Below are 17,701 nucleotides of genomic sequence, written 5' to 3' on the forward strand. Positions count from 1 at the left end.
CTCCGGGCGCCGCGCGTGCGAACACGTCATTTACGAATCACACATGATCCAGAAGGAGCAGTGAAATGTTGAAAGGTCAACTCGCCGGGCTCATGAAGCAAGCTCAGCAGATGCAGGAAAACATGAAGAAGATGCAGGAGCAGCTTGCCCAGATCGAAGTCGAGGGTCAGGCAGGCGCCGGCCTCGTCAAGGTCACGATGACGTGCCGCAACGACGTGCGCCGTGTGTCGATCGATCCGAGCCTGCTCGCCGACGACAAAGACATGCTCGAAGATCTCGTCGCCGCAGCGTTCAACGACGCCGTGCGCAAGGCCGAAGCCACGTCGCAGGAAAAGATGGGCGGCATGACCGCCGGTCTGCCGCTGCCGCCGGGCTTCAAAATGCCGTTCTAAAGCAGGCGCGCCGCGCGGCCCGGTGGCTGCGCGCAGCCTCGTGCGCGGTGGCTTTCCCGGCCACCGCACACGCTCACGCATTGCCACGCTGAATCCGCATGAAACAACCTTCCGCCCTGGCGGCGCTCGTCGAGGCGCTGCGCGTGTTGCCCGGTGTCGGGCCGAAGTCGGCGCAGCGCATGGCCTATCACCTGATGCAGCACGACCGCGACGGCGCTGAAAAGCTCGGCCGCGCGCTGCTGTTCGCGACCGACCATCTGAAGCATTGCGAGAAGTGCAATACCTTCACCGAAGCTCAGGTCTGCGAAACATGTCTCGACGATGAGCGCGATCCCACGCTCCTGTGTGTCGTGGAGACGCCCGCCGACCAGATCATGCTCGAACAGACCATGACTTATCGCGGACTGTATTTCGTGCTGATGGGCCATCTGAGTCCGCTGGACGGCATCGGTCCCAAGGAAATTCATTTCGACCGCCTTGTGAAGCGCGCCTCGGATGGCATCGTCAAGGAGGTTGTGCTCGCAACCAACTTCACCAACGAAGGCGAGGCGACCGCGCATTATCTCGGCCAGACGCTCAAGGCGCGAGGCCTCGCTGTCACGCGCCTCGCGCGCGGCGTGCCGGTGGGCGGCGAACTGGAATACGTCGACGCGGGCACCATTGCCCGCGCAATGCTCGACCGGCGCTCGATGTAGCGCCGCGCCGATTGCAGAACACGAAAGGAGACTCATGAGCGCAGCCTCTTCCCCTGAATCCGGTACGAAACCCGCCGGTCCGCTCGCGGGCGTGAAAGTGCTCGAGCTCGGCACGCTGATCGCAGGCCCGTTCGCAGCGCGCTTTCTTGGCGAATTCGGCGCCGAGGTCATCAAGATCGAGGATCCGAAGGGCGGCGACCCGCTGCGCAAGTGGCGCAAGCTCTATCCCGAAGTGGGCGGCACCTCGCTCTGGTGGGCGGTGCAGGCACGCAACAAGAAGTCGGTGACGATCAATCTCAAGGCTGAGGAGGGCAAGGAGATCGTGCGCCGGCTCGCGAAAGAAGCCGATATCGTTATCGAGAACTTCCGGCCTGGCCTGCTCGAAAAGCTCGGGCTCGGCTATGACGTGCTCTCGAAAGAGAACCCGGGTCTCGTGATGGTGCGGCTCTCCGGCTATGGCCAGACCGGCCCGTATCGCGACCGCCCGGGTTTCGGCGCGATTGCCGAGTCGATGGGCGGGCTGCGCCACATCACCGGCTATCCCGAACTGCCGCCACCGCGCATCGGCATTTCGATCGGCGATTCGATCGCCGCGCTGCACGGCGTGATTGGCGCGATGATGGCGCTCCATCATCGCAATATGAACGGCGGCAGCGGCCAGATTGTCGACGTCGCGCTCTACGAGGCCGTGTTCAACATGATGGAGAGCGTGGTGCCCGAGTACGGCGTTTACGGCATGGTGCGCGAGCGCACCGGCGCCTCGCTGCCGGGCATCGTGCCGTCGAATACGTATCCATGCCGCGATGGCAGCATCGTGATCGGCGGCAACAGCGATCCGATCTTCAAGCGCCTAATGACAGCGATCGAACGCGACGACCTCGCCAACGATCCCGGCCTCGCGCATAACGATGGCCGTGTGCCGCGCACCGCGGAGATCGATGGCGCGATCGCGCAGTGGCTCGCGACACGCACCATCGACGAGGCGCTCGACGTGCTCAACGACGCGGACGTACCCGTGGGCCGCATCTACACGGTGGCCGATATGTTCACCGATCCGCAGTTCGCCGCGCGCCAGATGATCCAGCAGTTCCGCTGGCAGAAGAAGGACGGGCAGGAAGGCGAGGGCGTCGATATCGCACTGCCGGCGGTTACGCCGAAGCTCTCGGCAACACCAGGCGACACGCGCTGGCTCGGCCCCGAACTGGGCGAGCATACCGACGAAGTCTTGCGTTCGCTCGGTTACGACGCGGAGCGCATTGCACAGTTGCACGCGCAACAAATCGTCTAACAACGCAGTTATTGCGCCAAAAAACGCAAAAAAGGCTCGCGCATTGCGAGCCTTTTTTATTCCCGCTGGTATAAGGCGCCGCTCAGGGCTCGATCACGATCTTTCCCGTCACCTTGCGCGAGGCCATGTCCTTGAGCGCCTGCGCGGTGTCGGCGAGCGCGTAACGCTTCGAGACATAGGGCCTGAGCTTGCCTTCGCCGATCCAGCCCACCATCTGCGCGAAGGCGGCTGCGTTGCGCTGCGGCTCGCGGCGCGCGAAATCGCCCCAGAACACGCCGACGATGCTCGCACCCTTGAGCAGCGTGAGGTTCAGCGGCAGCTTCGGGATTTCGCCGTTGGCGAAGCCGACCACGAGATAGCGGCCGCGCCAGCTGATGCTGCGAAACGCCGGTTCGGCATAGACGCCGCCGACCGGGTCGTAGATCACATCGGGACCCTTGCCGTCGGTGAGCGCCTTGATGCGCTCGCGCAGGTCCTCGGTGCTGTAGTTGATGGTGGCGTCGGCGCCGAAGCGGCGGCAGACCTCGAGTTTTTCGTCGCTCGATGCCGCCGCGATCACGCGCGCCCCCAGCACCTTGCCGATTTCCACCGCCGCCAGACCCACGCCGCCCGCGGCGCCGAGCACGAGCATCGTTTCGCCGGCGCGCAGCGCGGCGCGGTCGACCACCGCATGATGCGAGGTGCCGTAGGCAAGCGTGAAGGCGGCTGCAGTGGCGTAGTCGGCGCCTTCGGGCAGCGGCACGCAGGCGGCGGCATCGGCAAGCACTTGCTCCGCGAATCCGCCGTTGCCCACATAGGCGACCACGCGCATGCCGGGTGCGAGCGCTACGCCCTCGCCGGCGGCGCGCACGATGCCAGCGACTTCGGCGCCGGGCGTGAAGGGTAGTGCAGGCTTGACCTGATATTTGTTCTCGATGATCAGGACGTCGGGGAAGTTGACGGCCGCCGCCTTCACGTCGATCACCACCTGGCCCGCGCCTGGCACGAGTTCAGGCAGGTCTTCGAGAGTGAGCGTTTCGGGCGGGCCGTACTGGTTGCAGCGGATTGCGCGCATCGTGTCTCCTGTCTTCTGTCGTTCTGGTGGGGCGGTCATGGATAAGACTCAGCGCCACAGTGTACGGCAATCCCGGCGAACGCGAACGACCGTGCATTTATTTCCGCGAGCAGGTTATTAATCCGGTACGCATGCGGCCATGAAAGATTGCGCAAAAGGGTGTGTGAGGGGGGCGAAAAGCGGCTCGCACGAGATTTCCGATACGCGCCGGAATGCACTACGAATCAGCCCGTGCACGGCGGCGCGGCGCACACCGGACTGTCGTTCGCCTGCCTTCTATCCTCGGTTACAATCGGCGGATGCGAATCCTACTCAGCAACGACGACGGTTATCTCGCGCCCGGCCTTGCTGCGCTCTACGAAGCGCTCAAGCCGCTCGGCGAGGTCACGGTAATGGCGCCCGAGCAGAACTGCAGCGCCGCTTCCAACTCGCTCACGCTATGGCGCCCGCTCTCGGTGCTGCGCTCGGCGAGCACGGGTTTCTATTACGTGAACGGCACGCCCACGGACTCAGTGCATATCGCGCTCACGGGGATGCTCGATCACAAGCCCGACCTTGTGGTGTCCGGCATCAACAACGGCCAGAACATGGGCGAGGACACGCTTTATTCGGGCACGGTCGCCGCGGCCACCGAAGGCATCATGTTCGGCGTTCCCGCCATCGCGTTCTCGCTCGTCGATAAAGACTGGGTGCATCTCGACTCCGCCGCACGCGTGGCGGCCGACATCGTCGCGCATTATCTGGCGAATCCGCTGCCGGGCAGTCCGCTGCTCAACGTCAATATTCCCAATCTGCCATACGACGAACTCGGCGAATGGCGTGTCACGCGTCTCGGCAAACGTCATCCTTCGCAGCCTGTGATCCGCCAGACCAATCCGCGCGGCGAGCCGATCTACTGGATCGGTCCGTCGGGTAGCGCGCGCGACGCGAGCGAGGGCACGGACTTTCATGCGGTGTCGAACGGCCATGTGTCGATCACGCCGCTGCAACTAGACCTCACACACACGCAGATGTTGCCAGCGACGCACGATTGGGTGCGTCAGGGCGGCAGCGCTTCATGACGGGCGAACGCACGAAGCGTTTCCCGCTCGGCCTCGCGGATCTCGTGCGCGAGCCGCGGCGTCATGACGGCCAGGATCGTCACGATGGGCGGCCGGGCGAGGCGCGTGCGCCGCTCGGGCGCGCAGGCCAGCCGGGTGCACCAGGCGCAGCGAAGCGGGCGGTCAATCCCGTGGCGAAAGCCGCGCCTGCGAAAAGCGCCGGTGTGAAGGGCACGACGGGCGCATCGGGTTCGTCGTCTGCCGCGCACGGCATTCAACCCGCAAAAGCGCCGGGCGCGCTGCACGCCGCCGCGTCGCCCGCGCGCAAGCCCGAGGTGCGCCGCAGCGAACTTGCACCGCGCGCTGCGGCATCTTTTTCTGCTACCACGTCTGTGGCCAAGAGTGCCCAGGCACGGCCCACAGCCAACGCGCGCACCGGCGTGGCGCCCAGTTCGGGGGCGCCGGGCGTCGCGCTCAATGGCGCGCACGCGCTGACTTCGGAACGGGTTCGCGAACGCATGGTCGAACGCCTGCGTGCGAATGGCATTGCCGACCCGCGCGTGCTCCAGGCGATTGCGGGTGTGCCGCGCCACATGTTCGTCGACCCAGGCCTCGCGACCCAGGCCTACGAAGATGCGGCGTTGCCAATTGGCCATCACCAGACCATTTCGAAGCCCTCGGTCGTGGCCCGCATGCTCGAACTCGCGGGTGCGGGCCGCAACCTCGAGCGCGTGCTCGAAATCGGCACGGGCTGTGGCTATCAGGCCGCGGTGCTGAGCCAGATTGCACGCGACGTGTATTCGATTGAACGCATCAAGCCGTTGTACGAGCGCGCGAAAACGAACCTGCGCCCACTGCGTATTCCGAACATCCGCTTGCACTATGGCGACGGACGGCTCGGTTTGCCATCGGCGGGGCCGTTCGACGCGATCGTGATCGCTGCCGCCGGCTTCGAGGTGCCGCAGGCGCTGCTCGAACAGCTTGCCATTGGCGGACGGCTCGTCGCGCCTGTCGCGGAGCAGGGTGAGACGACCCAGGTGCTCACGCTCGTCGAGCGGACGGGGCCTGCGCAGTGGCGGGAGTCGCGGCTTGATCGCGTTTTCTTTGTCCCTTTAAAATCCGGAGTGATTTGAAACCGATGAGTATGTTGCGCGCGATGCAAAGAAAACGCTTGAATATTGACCTGACCGCAGCCCGTAACGGTGCTTCGGTCATCGCGCTCTGCCTGCTGACGGCCTGTGCAACGCGCCTCGACAACGCACCTGTCGTCGACCGCACTGCGCCGCTCGGGACGGCGGGTGCACAGCCGGCGGTGCCGCTCGGGCCGCCGCCTCCGGGATACTACCGGGTGAAGCCTGGCGACACTCTCTATAGGATTGCGCTCGAAAACGGTCAGAACTACCGCGACGTCGCTACGTGGAACAATCTCACCAATCCGAATCAGATTGAAGTCGATCAGTTGCTGCGCGTCGCGCCGCCGAATGGTGCGAGCAGCGCGCCGGGTGTCGTCGCTGCGCTGGCGCCGGGTGCGCAGTCGGGCTCGGCTGCAGCGATGCCGCCGATATACGGCTCGGGCGCAGGTGCACCGCCGCCCGTTGCAGCCGTGCCGCCGCCGGCGAGCGGCGGCGACATGGCTGCGGCGCCGGCGGGCAACATTACGCTTGCGTGGCCGGTGCGTGGCCCGGTGCTCAACCGCTTCGACGATGCGAAGAACAAGGGCATCAATATCGGTGGTGCGACCGGTGACCCGGTCAAGGCGGCTGGTGATGGACGAGTGGTTTATGCCGGAAATGGGCTGCGCGGTTACGGCAATCTCATTATCATCAAGCATGACGCGACGTTTTTGACAGCGTACGCACACAACCGGACTTTGATGGTAAAAGAAGGAGATGCGGTCACGAAGGGTCAGAAAATCGCCGAAATGGGGAATACCGATTCGGACCGTGTGATGCTGCATTTCGAAGTACGCCGTCAGGGCAAACCCGTCGACCCTATGAAGTACTTGCCGCCGCAATAAAGCGAGCCGACTATGCCGAAATCGAAGCGCCGTCTGCAGCAGTCCGAGTCTGACAGTCAAGCCGCCCAGGTTTCGGTGGAGGACGGCGCTCGGCAAGGCGACGACGAAGAACTCGAGAACGCACGCGAGTTCGACGAGCGCGAGTCCACCTCGGAAGAGGGCGGCCGCGAAAATGAAGAACCTGCGGAAGCGCCGTCCGATGCGGACGACTTCCGCGCGATCTTGCAGGCCGAACTCACGGCCGACACCATCCAGCATTATCTGAACCGGATCAGCGTGAAGCCGCTGCTCACCGTCGAAGAAGAGCAGCGCTACTCTCGTCTTGCCAAGGCCGGCGAATTCGAGGCCCGGCAGGTCATGATCGAACGCAATCTGCGTCTCGTCGTCAGCATTGCGAAGGGCTATCTGAACCGTGGCGTGCCGCTGCTCGACCTGATCGAAGAGGGCAACCTCGGCTTGATGCACGCGATCGAGAAGTTCGATCCCACGCGCGGCTTCCGCTTTTCGACTTACGCCACCTGGTGGATCCGCCAGAGCATCGAGCGCGCGATCATGAACCAGGCTCGCACGGTGCGCTTGCCGGTGCACGTGATTCGCGAACTCAACCAGGTACTGCGTGCGAAGCGCCATCTGGAGAAGAATTCGCTGAACGCCGACTCGGCGTCCGACCGGCGCGACGCGAGCATCGACGACATCGCCTATCTCACGGGCAAGACCACCGAGGAAGTCACCGACATCCTCGCGCTCAACGAGCACACCGCTTCGCTCGATGCGCCGCTCGATCTCGATCCGGCAAGCAGCCTGCTCGATTTGCTCTCGGACGACCAGAGCCAGTCGCCCGACGCCGAGGTGCAGCATCGCGAGCTCGAGACGCTCACGCGCGCCTGGCTCGGCCGGCTTTCGGACAAGCATCGCCATGTCATTGAGCGGCGCTTTGGACTGAACCATATCGAGCCCGCCACGCTCGAAGAGCTGGCCGACGAAATGGGCCTCACCCGCGAGCGCGTGCGGCAAATCCAGCAGGAAGCGCTGGTGCGCCTCAAGCGCTTTTTCGCTTCGAACGGCGTGCGCAAGGACGCCGTTCTATAAAACCTCGCGTCAACCTGAATGACAGTTCCCGTACTTGTATTCGACATCGAGACGATTCCCGATGTCGACGGCATTCGCCGTCTCGAAGATCTGCCCGCTTCGCTCACCGACGCCGAAGTGGCCGAGCACGCATTCGCCGCGCGCCGCGAGAAAACCGGCAGCGATTTCCTGCCGCATCATTTGCAGCGCGTGGCCGCGATTTCGTGCGTGTTCCGCGACGGCCAAGGCTTTCGCGTGCGCTCGCTCGGCACGCCCGAGGATGGCGAAGCGAAGCTGATCGACTCGTTCTATCGCACCATCGAGAAGTACACGCCGCAACTCGTTTCGTGGAACGGCGGCGGCTTCGACCTGCCGGTGCTGCATTATCGGGCGTTGGTGCACGGCATCCGCGCCGTGCGCTACTGGGAAATGGGCGAGGAAGACCGCGACTTCAAGTGGAACAACTACCTCAGCCGCTACCACTCGCGTCACACCGACCTGATGGACCTGCTCGCCATGTATCAGCCGCGCGCCAACGCGCCGCTCGATGCGCTTGCGAAACTGTGCGGCTTTCCGGGCAAGCTCGGGATGGACGGCGGCCAGGTGTGGACGTCGTTCCAGCAGGGGCATATTGAGGAAATCCGCAATTATTGCGAGACCGATGTGGTCAACACGTATCTGCTCTATTGCCGCTTCCAGAAGATGCGCGGCGGCTTCACCGAGCGCGAATACGACGATGAAATCGCGTTCGTGAAGCAGTCGCTCGCGGCCGAGCCCGCGGCGCACTGGAAGGAATATCTGGAGGCGTTCGGCCAGTGAAGGTCAGCGCTTAGTTGGTCCCCTGAGTTAGTCCTCTGAGTTAGTCCCCTGAGGTACTCCCCTGAGTCAGTCCAGTTCGAGAACGATGGGCTGATGATCGGACGCTTCGGTGGCGCCGTCGATCTCGCAGTACTTGAGACGTCCACGCAAATCCTCGGTGACGAACACGAAATCGCAGGCGAGCGGCCCGTCGGACCATTGCACAGTGTCGAAGACGCCTGCCGTGGGCGGTGGCGTCGCGCCGGGATGCAGCGCCGTCCAGGCATCGACGAATGCCGGACTGCCGGCTAGCGGCTCGAGCATACGCGTGTAAGCAGCGCTGCCGAAGGCGCTGTTGAAATCCCCGCAGATAATTGCACTCACCGGCCGCGCGGTACCAGCGAACGGCCCTGCGGTGTTTTCGGCGGGGGCAGGGTGCGCCGCGTGGGCGGCGGCGTCCTGCTGCAGTTGCCGAAGCGCATCGACCTGCGCGAGCCGCTGGCGCTCGGAATAGAACTCCAAGTGTGTCACGAGTACGCGCAATGCGCCGCCCGACGAAGTCGCGCCGGACACATCGAGCACCGCTTCGAGCGCGACGCGCTGCATCGACGGTGCGGCAGGATCGGCGGGCCACGGCAGCAGATGGCGAAACACCTGGGCGATGGGCAGGCGTGTGGCGATCGCATTGCCGAACTGCCGGCGCGGCGCGGGTCCAGTGCCCGGCGCAGCGGCTGGATCGGCGCCCAGATCGGCGCCGATTGCCTCGATTACCGTGAAACCGGGTAGAAGCGCTGCCAGTTCGGCGAACTGATCGTTGCCGGGGCCGCCCGGCAGTGCGCGAAAGCCTCGCGTGATTTCCTGCAGACACAGGATGTCGAAGTCGGCGAGACGGCGGGCTTCGCGCACCGTGCGCGCGAGATCTACGACACCGGATGCGTCGCGTCCCCACTGCACGTTCCAGCTAACGAGTTTCATGGCCGGCTCCAGCTCACGCATCATTGAACGACGGAAGCGCCGGACTCCGGAGTGGCTGCGAGCGGGTTATCGGCGCATGACCGCGTAATCGGAAGAATGATAGGCCACGGCGGGCCCGGCTGCCGCGCGCACCAGGGCCAGGTCGCATTTCCCGCGCGCGCTAGCCGATACGGCGCGCTGCTTGAAATAAACGGCGAAGGGGACGCTTCCGTAATCGCCGAGCGCGTACTGGTAGCACTCGCTGCCGTTTTCGCCAAAGATGCGATCGGGTGGTCCGATGCGCTTGGTGACTTCGGTTTGCGTCATGCCCCGCGTGACGGAGGAAATCGTCACGTCAGGAGCGGGCGTCGGCGAGGTGCAGGCGCTCGCACCGAGGACAGTCGCGACGAGCATCGCATAAAGCAGTTTGTTCATTTCAAACCAGAGGATCATGATGGGTGCGCTATCTGTACGCTCCCGGGGCGAGATTTCCTATCGGATTCGTCTCAATTCAACGTGCCAGGGAATCCAAAGCATTGTGTGCACGCATGGGTGACCGCTTACTCGGACACTCAATCGAATACGAAGCGGACGACGAGATAAATGAGGCCGACCATCAGGAACGGGCTACCTAGCATGATTGCCGCGACCGCATACGATCTGCGCCGCGCGATGGCGCGACGAGGCGGCACTTCCAGAAAAGGGGCGAGCAAAACGACCGCGGTGCAAAGTATGGCCAGCGGGATCGCAAAGCCTTGATCAGAAAGGAGTATGTCCATGATGTCGGGTCTCGGGCGCTGGCCTCATATGGCACATCGCGAGAAACATCGTACTGACCGGTGCCGGTGCCGAATATCGGATTAATTTGAAAGCGCGCATGCCGCGGTGAGCGGGGGCGTGTCGCAGCCGCGTGTAGGGAGCAGACGCCGAATCGACTACAATCTCGCCTTCGCCTGAAAATTCCCCTCACTGTCTGTCAGGAACCCGCTGGTGTCTCAAGCTGCCCCCGACCCTCAAGCTGAAACTGTTCACGCCGAAACTGGCCGTGCCGAAACTGGCCGTGCCGAATCCGCCGCCGCTGCTTCCCCGCCTGTGCCCGCGAAGAAGCTCAGCAAGCGCGAGCGCCGTGCCGAGAAACGCGCATCCATCGAAGCGTCGGTTGCTCATGCCCCGATTCTGGAAATCGAGTCTCTCGACATGGAGGCGCGTGGCGTGGGCCGCACCGTCACCGAAACGGGCGAACCCGGCAAGGTGATCTTCGTCGAGGGCGCGTTGCCGGGCGAACGGGTCACATATTTGAGCTACCGCAAGAAGCCGAGCTTCGAGCAGGCCCAGGTCGTGAACGTGCTGCGCGAGAGCGCGATCCGTACGAGGCCGCAATGCCAGTTCTTCGGCACCTGCGGCGGTTGCTCGATGCAGCATCTGGACGTGCGCGCCCAGATCGCCGTCAAGCAGCGCGTGCTTGAAGACAATCTCATGCATCTCTCGAAGGTGCGTGCGGAAACGATGTTCCGGCCGATCCACGGGCCGTCGTGGGGCTATCGCTACCGTGCGCGTCTGACTGTGCGCAACGTGCCGAAGAAGGGCGGCGTGCTGGTGGGGTTCCACGAACGCAAGAGCAGCTATGTTGCCGACATGACGAGCTGCGAGGTGCTGCCGCCTGACGTTTCGGCCATGCTCGTGCCGCTGCGCCGGCTGGTCGAGGCGCTGTCGATTCGCGATCGCATGCCGCAGATCGAGCTGGCCGTCGGATCGAGCGTGACGGCGTTGGTGCTGCGCATCCTCGAGCCGCTCACCGCCGCCGACGAAGACCAGCTGCGCGCCTTTGCCGATCAGCACAACGTGCAGTTCTGGCTGCAGCCCAAGGGGCCGGACACGGTGTTTCCGTTCTATCCGCTCGACAAGGCGCTCGACTACACGCTGCCCGAATTCGATATCCGCATGCCGTTCAAGCCTACGGATTTCACTCAGGTCAATCATCAGATCAACCGCGTGCTCGTCGGCCGCGCGCTGCGTCTGCTCGCGCCCGAGGCAGGCGACCGCGTGCTGGACCTGTTCTGCGGCATCGGCAACTTCACGCTGCCGCTCGCGCGTCTCGCGCGCGAAGTGGTAGGCATCGAGGGCAGCGATACGCTGACGGCGCGCGCACTCGAAAACGCGCGCACCAATGGCGTGGACGGCCATACGTCGTTTGCGTGCCGTAATCTGTTCGAAGTCACCGCCGACGATCTTCGCGCGCTCGGTGCGTTCGACAAATTCCTGATCGATCCGCCTCGCGAAGGCGCGCTCGCGGTGTCGCAGGCGCTCGCCGAGATCGCGAAGAGCGGCGAGGGTCCGTTGCCGTCGCGCATTGTCTACGTGTCGTGCAGCCCGGCGACGCTCGCGCGCGACGCGGGCGTGCTCGTGACCGAAGCGGGTTACCGGCTCAAGGGCGCTGGCGTGGTCAACATGTTTCCGCACACGTCGCACGTCGAGTCGATCGCGCTGTTCGAGCGAGACTGAACGAGGATGGCGCCTCTGGCGCCTGTTCTTGCCGCAGCGCGATTACCGTTAGCGGCGGCAGCAGCAAAAAAAATCGCCACGGATTTCCGTGGCGATTTTTTATTGGGCGGACTGGCCTGAAGCTGCGATCACCAGATCTGGTACCACGGCTTGCTTTCCTTGCCGGCGCGCGCGTGGCCCGTGATGTACGGGCTGTCCGGGAACGTGGCTGCGAGCACGCGGCGGGTGTCCTCGGCCATCTGCGGCTGATCCAGCTTCTGATACGAGAGGATCATGATGTGCAAGGCGTCCTCGATTGCCGGCGCGCTCTTGTAGTCCTGGATCGCCAGTTGCGCACGATTGATCGCCGCCACGTAGGCGCCACGGCGGTAGTAGTAGTCGGCCGCGTGCACTTCGTGCGAGGCGAGTGCGTTCACGATATAGCGCATGCGCTGTGCCGCGTCAGGCGCGTATTTGCTCTTCGGGAACTTGTCGACGACAACCTTGAACGCGTCATACGACTCGCGCAGCGACTTCGGATCGCGCTCGCTCATGTCCTGGCCGGAGAAGCGGCCGAACAGACCGAGGTCGTCGTTGAAGTGGATCATGCCCTTCAGATAGTACGCATAGGCGATGTCCGGATGATCGGGGTGCAACTGGATGAAACGATTGATGGCCTGGTCGGCGGCGTCGTTCTCGTTATCTTTCCAGCTGCAGTAGGCGACGTTGATCTGCGCCTGCTGGGCGAAGCGGCCGAACGGGTCGCGGCCTTCGAGCTGCTCGAAGTATTTCGCGCATTTGCCCCAGTCGCCGCCGGAGAGCGCGTCCTGGGCCTCCGTATATAATTTGTTGTTATTCCACGTTGCCGTTTCGTCGGTTTTTTGCGGCAGGCCGTGGCAGGCCGCGACCAAGGCGAGCGCGGCACCGCAGGCGGCAACGCGAATAACATTGCCAATCTTGCCGAGCGTTTGTGCTCGCGCCGTGTGCGTTGCGTTTCGGGCCATTGTTTCTTGGGCCAGTTTCGTAATCGTGTTCAAGGCTCGCATTTATCCAGTCCAGCTACAGGTCCACAGGTGACCCAGACTCAATGACCCGTTCAGTTATTCGGGGGGCCGGCGCTCCCGGCGCCCAAAACAGCATCAGCGATTATAGCCTGGGCGATGCGCCCAATGACGCAGCAGCCGGCCAGGTGCGTGATGACGCCCCCATTGGCGGCACGTCCGCCGCCGCGCCGCGTACGCGTCGCGCCCAGCAGGAGCAGGAAGCCCGCCGCGTCGAGGTGCCTGACGAGCTTGCCGGCGAGCGGCTCGACAAGGTGCTCGCCAAAGTGTTTCCGGAGTTTTCGCGCAGCCGTCTGCAAGGCTGGATCGAGGAGCAGCGCGTGCGCGTCGACGGCAAGCCGGCCAAGGTGCGCCAGCCGGTGCCGCTGGGCGCGGTCATCGAGCTCGTGCCCGATTTGCTGCCTGAACAGCTCGCGTTCACTCCCGAGCCGCTGCCGCTCGACGTCGTCTACGAAGACGACGCCATCGTCGTGATCAACAAGCCCGCCGGGCTCGTGGTGCATCCGGCCGCCGGCAACTGGAGCGGCACGATCCTCAACGGCCTGCTGCACCGCTATGGCGAGGCGGCGGCGGGTCTGCCGCGCGCAGGCATCGTGCACCGTCTCGATAAAGAAACCTCGGGGCTGATGGTGGTCGCGCGCACGCTCGAAGCGCAGACCGATCTCGTGCGCCAGTTGCAGGCGCGCACGGTCAAGCGCCGCTATCTCGCGCTCGTGTGGGGCAATATTCGCGACGAGGGCACGATCGACGCGCCCATCGGCCGCGATTCGCGCGAGCGTACGCGTATGGCGGTCGTGTCGGGCGCCTCGGGCAAGCCCGCGCGCACGCACTTCCGGCGCATCGACAAGACCCTCTGGCACAACCAGCCCGTGAGCGCGATCCATTGCGACCTGGAGACGGGCCGCACGCACCAGATCCGCGTGCATTGCGCGGCCATCGGCCATCCGCTGCTCGGCGACCCGGTGTATGGGCACGCGCGTGGCAAGCGCTCGGTCGCCGCGCTGCCTGGCGGCTTCGCGCGCCAGGCGCTGCACGCGTGGCGTCTCGGCCTGATCCATCCGGTTACGGGCCGTGCGATGCAATGGCGCGCGGAGGTGCCCGACGACATGGACGCGCTGATCGAAGCGCTCGGCTTCGGCCGCGAAGAGGGCGGGGACGAATACGGCTTCGACGAAGAGATGTTCGATAGCGCGTACACCGACGAGGGTTACGTCATCGGCAGCGACGAGGGCGATTACGACTACGACGAAGAAGACGACGAAGGCGAAGAGGAGAACAAGCCCGCATGACGACCTGTCCGGAACTGACCTCCGCTGATTTGTTGCATCCGGAGTGGCATGTGACGCCGCGCGTGCGTGCGATCGTGACCACGCGTAACGGCGGCGTGAGCTTGCCGCCGTTCGGCCGTTGGCAGGCCGATGAGGCATCGCTTGCGCATGCAGCACACGAAGACGGTGTGGAGTTGCCGTGCGGCCTGAACTTGGGCCGTTCGTCCGGCGACGACCTGGAGCACGTCGAAGCCAATCGCGCGCGCTTGCTCGCCTATGCGGGCGTGCCGGCAGCGTGGCTGAAGCAGATTCACGGGCCAGTGGTGGTAGACGCGGCCGTCGCGCTCGAGGCCGCTCGCGCGGGTACCCTGCTCGAGGCCGATGCGAGCGTAACCAACCAGCCGGGCATCGCCTGCACGGTAATGGTCGCCGACTGCATGCCGGTGCTGCTTTGCGATGGCGCGGGCCGGGCGGTCGGCGCAGCGCATGCGGGATGGCGAGGGCTCGCTGCGGGCGTCATCGAGAAAACCGCGCAACGCGTGGCCACGCTCGCGGGCTGCGCTGCGAGCGAACTGCACGCCTACCTTGGGCCGGCAATCGGCCCGAAGGCGTTCGAAGTGGGGGAGGACGTGCGCACTGCGTTCATGGATCACGTCGAAACCATTGATGGTGTACAGCGCGATGCCGTGCGCGTCAGCACAGCGGCGGCATTCGTGCCGCGCTCCGAAGCGCCTGGCAAGTATCTGGCCGATCTGGAGCGCCTGGCGCGCCTGCGTCTTGCTGAAATCGGCGTGACGCATATCAGCGGCGGGGGGCTATGCACTTTTACAGATCGTGAACGGTTCTACTCTTATCGGCGCGAACGCGTGACCGGGCGCATGGCGGCGCTCATCTGGCTCGCCCCTTGAGCAACGCTGAGCCACGTTGAATCAAACGGAATCACGTATTGAACCTTGCCCCGGGTAGCCGCTACTTCATTTCCGATTCGCGGCTTCCTGCCTGGTATTTCAAACCCCGATTTTAAGGCTCGATCGGGCCTGTTTTGCTGCATTGCACTATCGGCGCGAAGCTCCGTATTTCATGCAATTCAAATCAGCCGGGCGATTCCTTCATTGCACTGCAAGCACTTGCGCGCAAGGCGATTTTTTTCGCACTGCCGTGCGCGGCGCATTGTGTCAGCCAATTTAAGAACGGCTTACATCGGGAAAACGATAATAAAAAAAATATCGCAGTGCGGCAAAATCGGGCACAAGCATTGACATGCTTTGCAGTGGGGAGCAAGAATGTCCCTCACCTACGGGACAGGACGCGGCAAGGCTCACGTTAGCAACAGTGCGCCGCGCGCGGACCACCTGCCTCTCAACCAGTCCTTCGGGACATATCGGTCAAAAGCAGGCATGACGGCATCTCAACGTTCCTCGACTACCCCGGGTGCGGGCGCTTCAACCGACGGTGCACAGTCTTTCATTCCGAAATTCACACCGGACGCCGCTGGCATGCAACAGATGCTCGATGCGTGGACGCAGGCATGGCGCAGCGCCATGGATGCCGCGCAGCAATCGGGTATGCCGCAATGGGGCCAGGCGGCGCAGCCTGGCGCATTCTGGCAAGGCTTGGCCAACGGCGCCGCGAATGCCGCTCCGAATCCCGCTCAGGCGGCGTTCAATGCCGCGATGAATCCCGCTGCGATGCGCTCGGCTTTAGGCGCGTTCGAAGGATTCAAGCTTCCTTCTGCCTCGATCGAGCCTTCGCGTTTGCAGCATCTGCAGGCCGAATATTCGCGCGACGCGCTCGAGCTTCTGCGTGAGGCGTCCGCCGCCTCGCCCAAGGCTCCCGAACTCAAGGACCGCCGCTTCAACGCGGACGCATGGAAGGCCACGCCGGCCTATGCGTTCACTGCGGCGTGGTATCTGCTCAATGCGCGTTACCTGCATGAAATGGTCGACGCCATCGATACCGATGTAAAAACGCGCGAACGCATTCGCTTCGCGGTTCAGCAATGGACGGCGGCCGCGTCGCCCAGCAATTTCCTCGCGCTCAATCCCGACGCGCAGCACGCGCTGCTCGAAAGCCATGGCGAGAGCCTGCGCCAGGGCGTGATGAATCTGCTCGGCGACATGTCGCGCGGCAAGATCTCGCAAACCGACGAATCGCGCTTCGTGGTGGGCCGTAATCTCGCGAACACCGAAGGCTCGGTGGTGTTCGAGAACGCGCTGTTCCAGCTCATCCAGTACAAGCCGCGCACGGCGACCGTGCGCGAGCGGCCGCTGCTCCTCGTGCCGCCGTGCATCAACAAGTACTACATCCTCGACTTGCAGCCCGAGAATTCGCTCGTCGCGTACGCGCTGGAGCAGGGCCAGCAGGTGTTCCTCGTTTCCTGGCATAACGGCGACGCGTCGATCATCCATAAAGGCTGGGACGACTACATCGAGGAGGGCGTGCTGACCGCCATCGAGACGACGCGCAGCATCAGCGGGCGCGAGCAGATCAACACGCTCGGCTTCTGCGTGGGCGGCACGCTGCTCGCCACGGCGCTGTCCGTCGCGGCTGCGCGCGGCGAGCATCCTGCGGCGTCGATGACGCTGCTCACGACGATGCTCGACTTCTCCGACACGGGCGTGCTCGACGTGTTTATCGACGAAGCGCATGTGCAGATGCGCGAGCAGACCATCGGGGGCAAGAATGGCAGTAAGCCGGGCCTGATGCGCGGCGTCGAGTTCGCGAACACGTTCTCGTTCCTGCGTCCGAACGATCTGGTCTGGAACTACGTCGTCGATAATTACTTGAAAGGCCGCACGCCCGCCGCGTTCGATCTGCTCTACTGGAACAGCGACTCGACGAGCCTGCCGGGCCCGATGTATGCGTGGTATCTGCGCAATACGTATCTCGAGAACAAGCTGCGCGAGCCCGGTGCGCTCACCGTGTGCGGCGAGGAAGTGGATCTCTCGCGCGTCGACGTGCCCACCTTCATCTATGGTTCGCGCGAGGATCACATCGTGCCGTGGCGCAGCGCCTATGCTTCGGTGCCGCTGCTTTCGGGGCCGCTCAAATTTGTGTTGGGCGCGTCGGGGCATATCGCTGGCGTGATCAATCCGGCTTCGAAGAACAAGCGCAGCTACTGGAGCGTCGAAGCCGATGCGAAGCAACTGCCCGGTGAGGCCGACGACTGGTTCGCCGCGGCCGAGGAAAAGCCGGGTAGCTGGTGGCCGACCTGGGTCGAGTGGCTCGACCAGTTCGGTGGCAAGAAGGTGAAGCCGCGCGCGCAGCCTGGCTCGGCGGAGTTTCCCGAAATCGAACCTGCGCCTGGGCGCTACGTGCAGCAGCGCGACTGAGGCTGGTCGAAGCGCAGGTCGGGTTGGTCTGAAGCGTGCGCCGCGAATTTTGCGGTGATGCGCGGTGAAGGGTTTTTAACGTGACGGGCAGGCGGCTAACGCAACTTCCCGCCGCCTGGAGGAACTGAAAATGACGGATATCGTGATCGTTTCGGCCGCGCGTACCGCGGTGGGCAAATTCGGCGGTTCGCTGGCAAAGATTGCCGCGCCCGATCTGGGCGCGCTGGTCATCAAGGCGGCGCTGGAGCGCGCG

General features: G+C 64.1%; 18 protein-coding genes. 13 read left to right on the forward strand and 5 right to left on the reverse strand.

What is annotated here, in order from left to right; genetic code table 11:
* The first annotated feature begins 65 nt into the window (after positions 1-65).
* From HV773_RS04555 to HV773_RS04565, 3 genes are all read left to right on the forward strand, one after another.
* On the forward strand, positions 66-392 hold the full coding sequence (locus HV773_RS04555; RefSeq protein WP_028204938.1) for a YbaB/EbfC family nucleoid-associated protein: 327 nt from the start codon (positions 66-68) through the stop codon (positions 390-392).
* A 98-nt stretch (positions 393-490) separates the two neighbouring features.
* Entirely contained in the window at positions 491-1,087 is a 597-nt protein-coding gene (gene recR, locus HV773_RS04560; RefSeq protein WP_035526232.1) for a recombination mediator RecR, read from the forward strand.
* Between the two features lie 34 nt (positions 1,088-1,121).
* Positions 1,122-2,375, forward strand: coding sequence for a CaiB/BaiF CoA transferase family protein (locus tag HV773_RS04565; protein ID WP_129562114.1), 1,254 nt, complete (start codon positions 1,122-1,124; stop codon positions 2,373-2,375).
* An 82-nt stretch (positions 2,376-2,457) separates the two neighbouring features.
* Here the strand turns inward: HV773_RS04565 and HV773_RS04570 are convergent, their stop codons facing one another.
* Positions 2,458-3,429, reverse strand: coding sequence for an NADPH:quinone oxidoreductase family protein (locus tag HV773_RS04570; RefSeq protein WP_129562113.1), 972 nt, complete (start codon positions 3,427-3,429; stop codon positions 2,458-2,460).
* 299 nt (positions 3,430-3,728) lie between these two features.
* On the opposite strand from HV773_RS04570, the gene surE reads away from it, so the two are divergent.
* The 5 genes from surE to HV773_RS04595 are packed head-to-tail and all read left to right on the forward strand — an operon-like array spanning position 3,729 to position 8,373.
* Positions 3,729-4,490, forward strand: coding sequence for a 5'/3'-nucleotidase SurE (gene surE / locus HV773_RS04575; RefSeq protein ID WP_129562112.1), 762 nt, complete (start codon positions 3,729-3,731; stop codon positions 4,488-4,490).
* On the forward strand, positions 4,487-5,602 hold the full coding sequence (locus tag HV773_RS04580; RefSeq protein WP_129562111.1) for a protein-L-isoaspartate(D-aspartate) O-methyltransferase: 1,116 nt from the start codon (positions 4,487-4,489) through the stop codon (positions 5,600-5,602). The genes surE and HV773_RS04580 overlap by 4 nt, the downstream gene beginning before the upstream one ends.
* 5 nt (positions 5,603-5,607) lie before the next feature.
* Positions 5,608-6,486 carry a peptidoglycan DD-metalloendopeptidase family protein gene (locus HV773_RS04585; RefSeq protein ID WP_129562110.1) on the forward strand — a complete coding sequence of 293 codons (879 nt, stop codon included), beginning with the start codon at positions 5,608-5,610 and terminating at the stop codon, positions 6,484-6,486.
* A 12-nt stretch (positions 6,487-6,498) separates the two neighbouring features.
* A complete protein-coding gene (gene rpoS / locus HV773_RS04590) occupies positions 6,499-7,575 on the forward strand; it encodes an RNA polymerase sigma factor RpoS (protein WP_129562109.1) in 1,077 nt (358 codons plus the stop codon).
* A gap of 18 nt (positions 7,576-7,593) precedes the next feature.
* Complete coding sequence (locus tag HV773_RS04595; protein WP_129562108.1) at positions 7,594-8,373, forward strand: 3'-5' exonuclease; 780 nt, start codon at positions 7,594-7,596, stop codon at positions 8,371-8,373.
* 66 nt (positions 8,374-8,439) lie between these two features.
* Here HV773_RS04595 and HV773_RS04600 read toward each other — a convergent pair whose 3' ends face one another.
* The 3 genes from HV773_RS04600 to HV773_RS04610 all read right to left on the reverse strand — a co-directional run bounded on the left by HV773_RS04600 (position 8,440) and on the right by HV773_RS04610 (position 10,085).
* Positions 8,440-9,327 carry an endonuclease/exonuclease/phosphatase family protein gene (locus tag HV773_RS04600; protein WP_129562107.1) on the reverse strand — a complete coding sequence of 296 codons (888 nt, stop codon included), beginning with the start codon at positions 9,325-9,327 and terminating at the stop codon, positions 8,440-8,442.
* A 66-nt stretch (positions 9,328-9,393) separates the two neighbouring features.
* Complete coding sequence (locus HV773_RS04605) at positions 9,394-9,741, reverse strand: hypothetical protein (protein ID WP_129562106.1); 348 nt, start codon at positions 9,739-9,741, stop codon at positions 9,394-9,396.
* Between the two features lie 137 nt (positions 9,742-9,878).
* Complete coding sequence (locus HV773_RS04610; RefSeq protein WP_129562105.1) at positions 9,879-10,085, reverse strand: hypothetical protein; 207 nt, start codon at positions 10,083-10,085, stop codon at positions 9,879-9,881.
* A 367-nt stretch (positions 10,086-10,452) separates the two neighbouring features.
* On the opposite strand from HV773_RS04610, the gene rlmD reads away from it, so the two are divergent.
* Positions 10,453-11,808 carry a 23S rRNA (uracil(1939)-C(5))-methyltransferase RlmD gene (gene rlmD, locus HV773_RS04615; protein WP_129563335.1) on the forward strand — a complete coding sequence of 452 codons (1,356 nt, stop codon included), beginning with the start codon at positions 10,453-10,455 and terminating at the stop codon, positions 11,806-11,808.
* A gap of 128 nt (positions 11,809-11,936) precedes the next feature.
* Here rlmD and HV773_RS04620 read toward each other — a convergent pair whose 3' ends face one another.
* Positions 11,937-12,833 carry an outer membrane protein assembly factor BamD gene (locus HV773_RS04620; RefSeq protein WP_129562104.1) on the reverse strand — a complete coding sequence of 299 codons (897 nt, stop codon included), beginning with the start codon at positions 12,831-12,833 and terminating at the stop codon, positions 11,937-11,939.
* A gap of 41 nt (positions 12,834-12,874) precedes the next feature.
* Here HV773_RS04620 and HV773_RS04625 point away from each other — a divergent pair, with 41 nt between their 5' ends.
* The 4 genes from HV773_RS04625 to HV773_RS04640 form a co-directional block, all read left to right on the forward strand.
* Positions 12,875-14,137, forward strand: a complete 1,263-nt coding sequence (locus tag HV773_RS04625; protein WP_129562103.1) for an RluA family pseudouridine synthase — start codon at positions 12,875-12,877, stop codon at positions 14,135-14,137.
* Positions 14,134-15,024 carry a peptidoglycan editing factor PgeF gene (pgeF, locus tag HV773_RS04630; protein WP_129562102.1) on the forward strand — a complete coding sequence of 297 codons (891 nt, stop codon included), beginning with the start codon at positions 14,134-14,136 and terminating at the stop codon, positions 15,022-15,024. Before HV773_RS04625 ends, pgeF begins: the two co-directional genes overlap by 4 nt.
* A gap of 588 nt (positions 15,025-15,612) precedes the next feature.
* On the forward strand, positions 15,613-17,448 hold the full coding sequence (gene phaC, locus HV773_RS04635) for a class I poly(R)-hydroxyalkanoic acid synthase (RefSeq protein WP_129562101.1): 1,836 nt from the start codon (positions 15,613-15,615) through the stop codon (positions 17,446-17,448).
* 130 nt (positions 17,449-17,578) lie between these two features.
* Positions 17,579-17,701 (forward strand): thiolase family protein (locus HV773_RS04640; RefSeq protein ID WP_484555905.1); only part of this gene is annotated, 123 nt, incomplete at its 3' end.

It is taken from the genome of Paraburkholderia caffeinitolerans (assembly GCF_902859945.1).
In the GTDB taxonomy this organism is placed as follows: Bacteria; Pseudomonadota; Gammaproteobacteria; order Burkholderiales; family Burkholderiaceae; genus Paraburkholderia; species Paraburkholderia caffeinitolerans.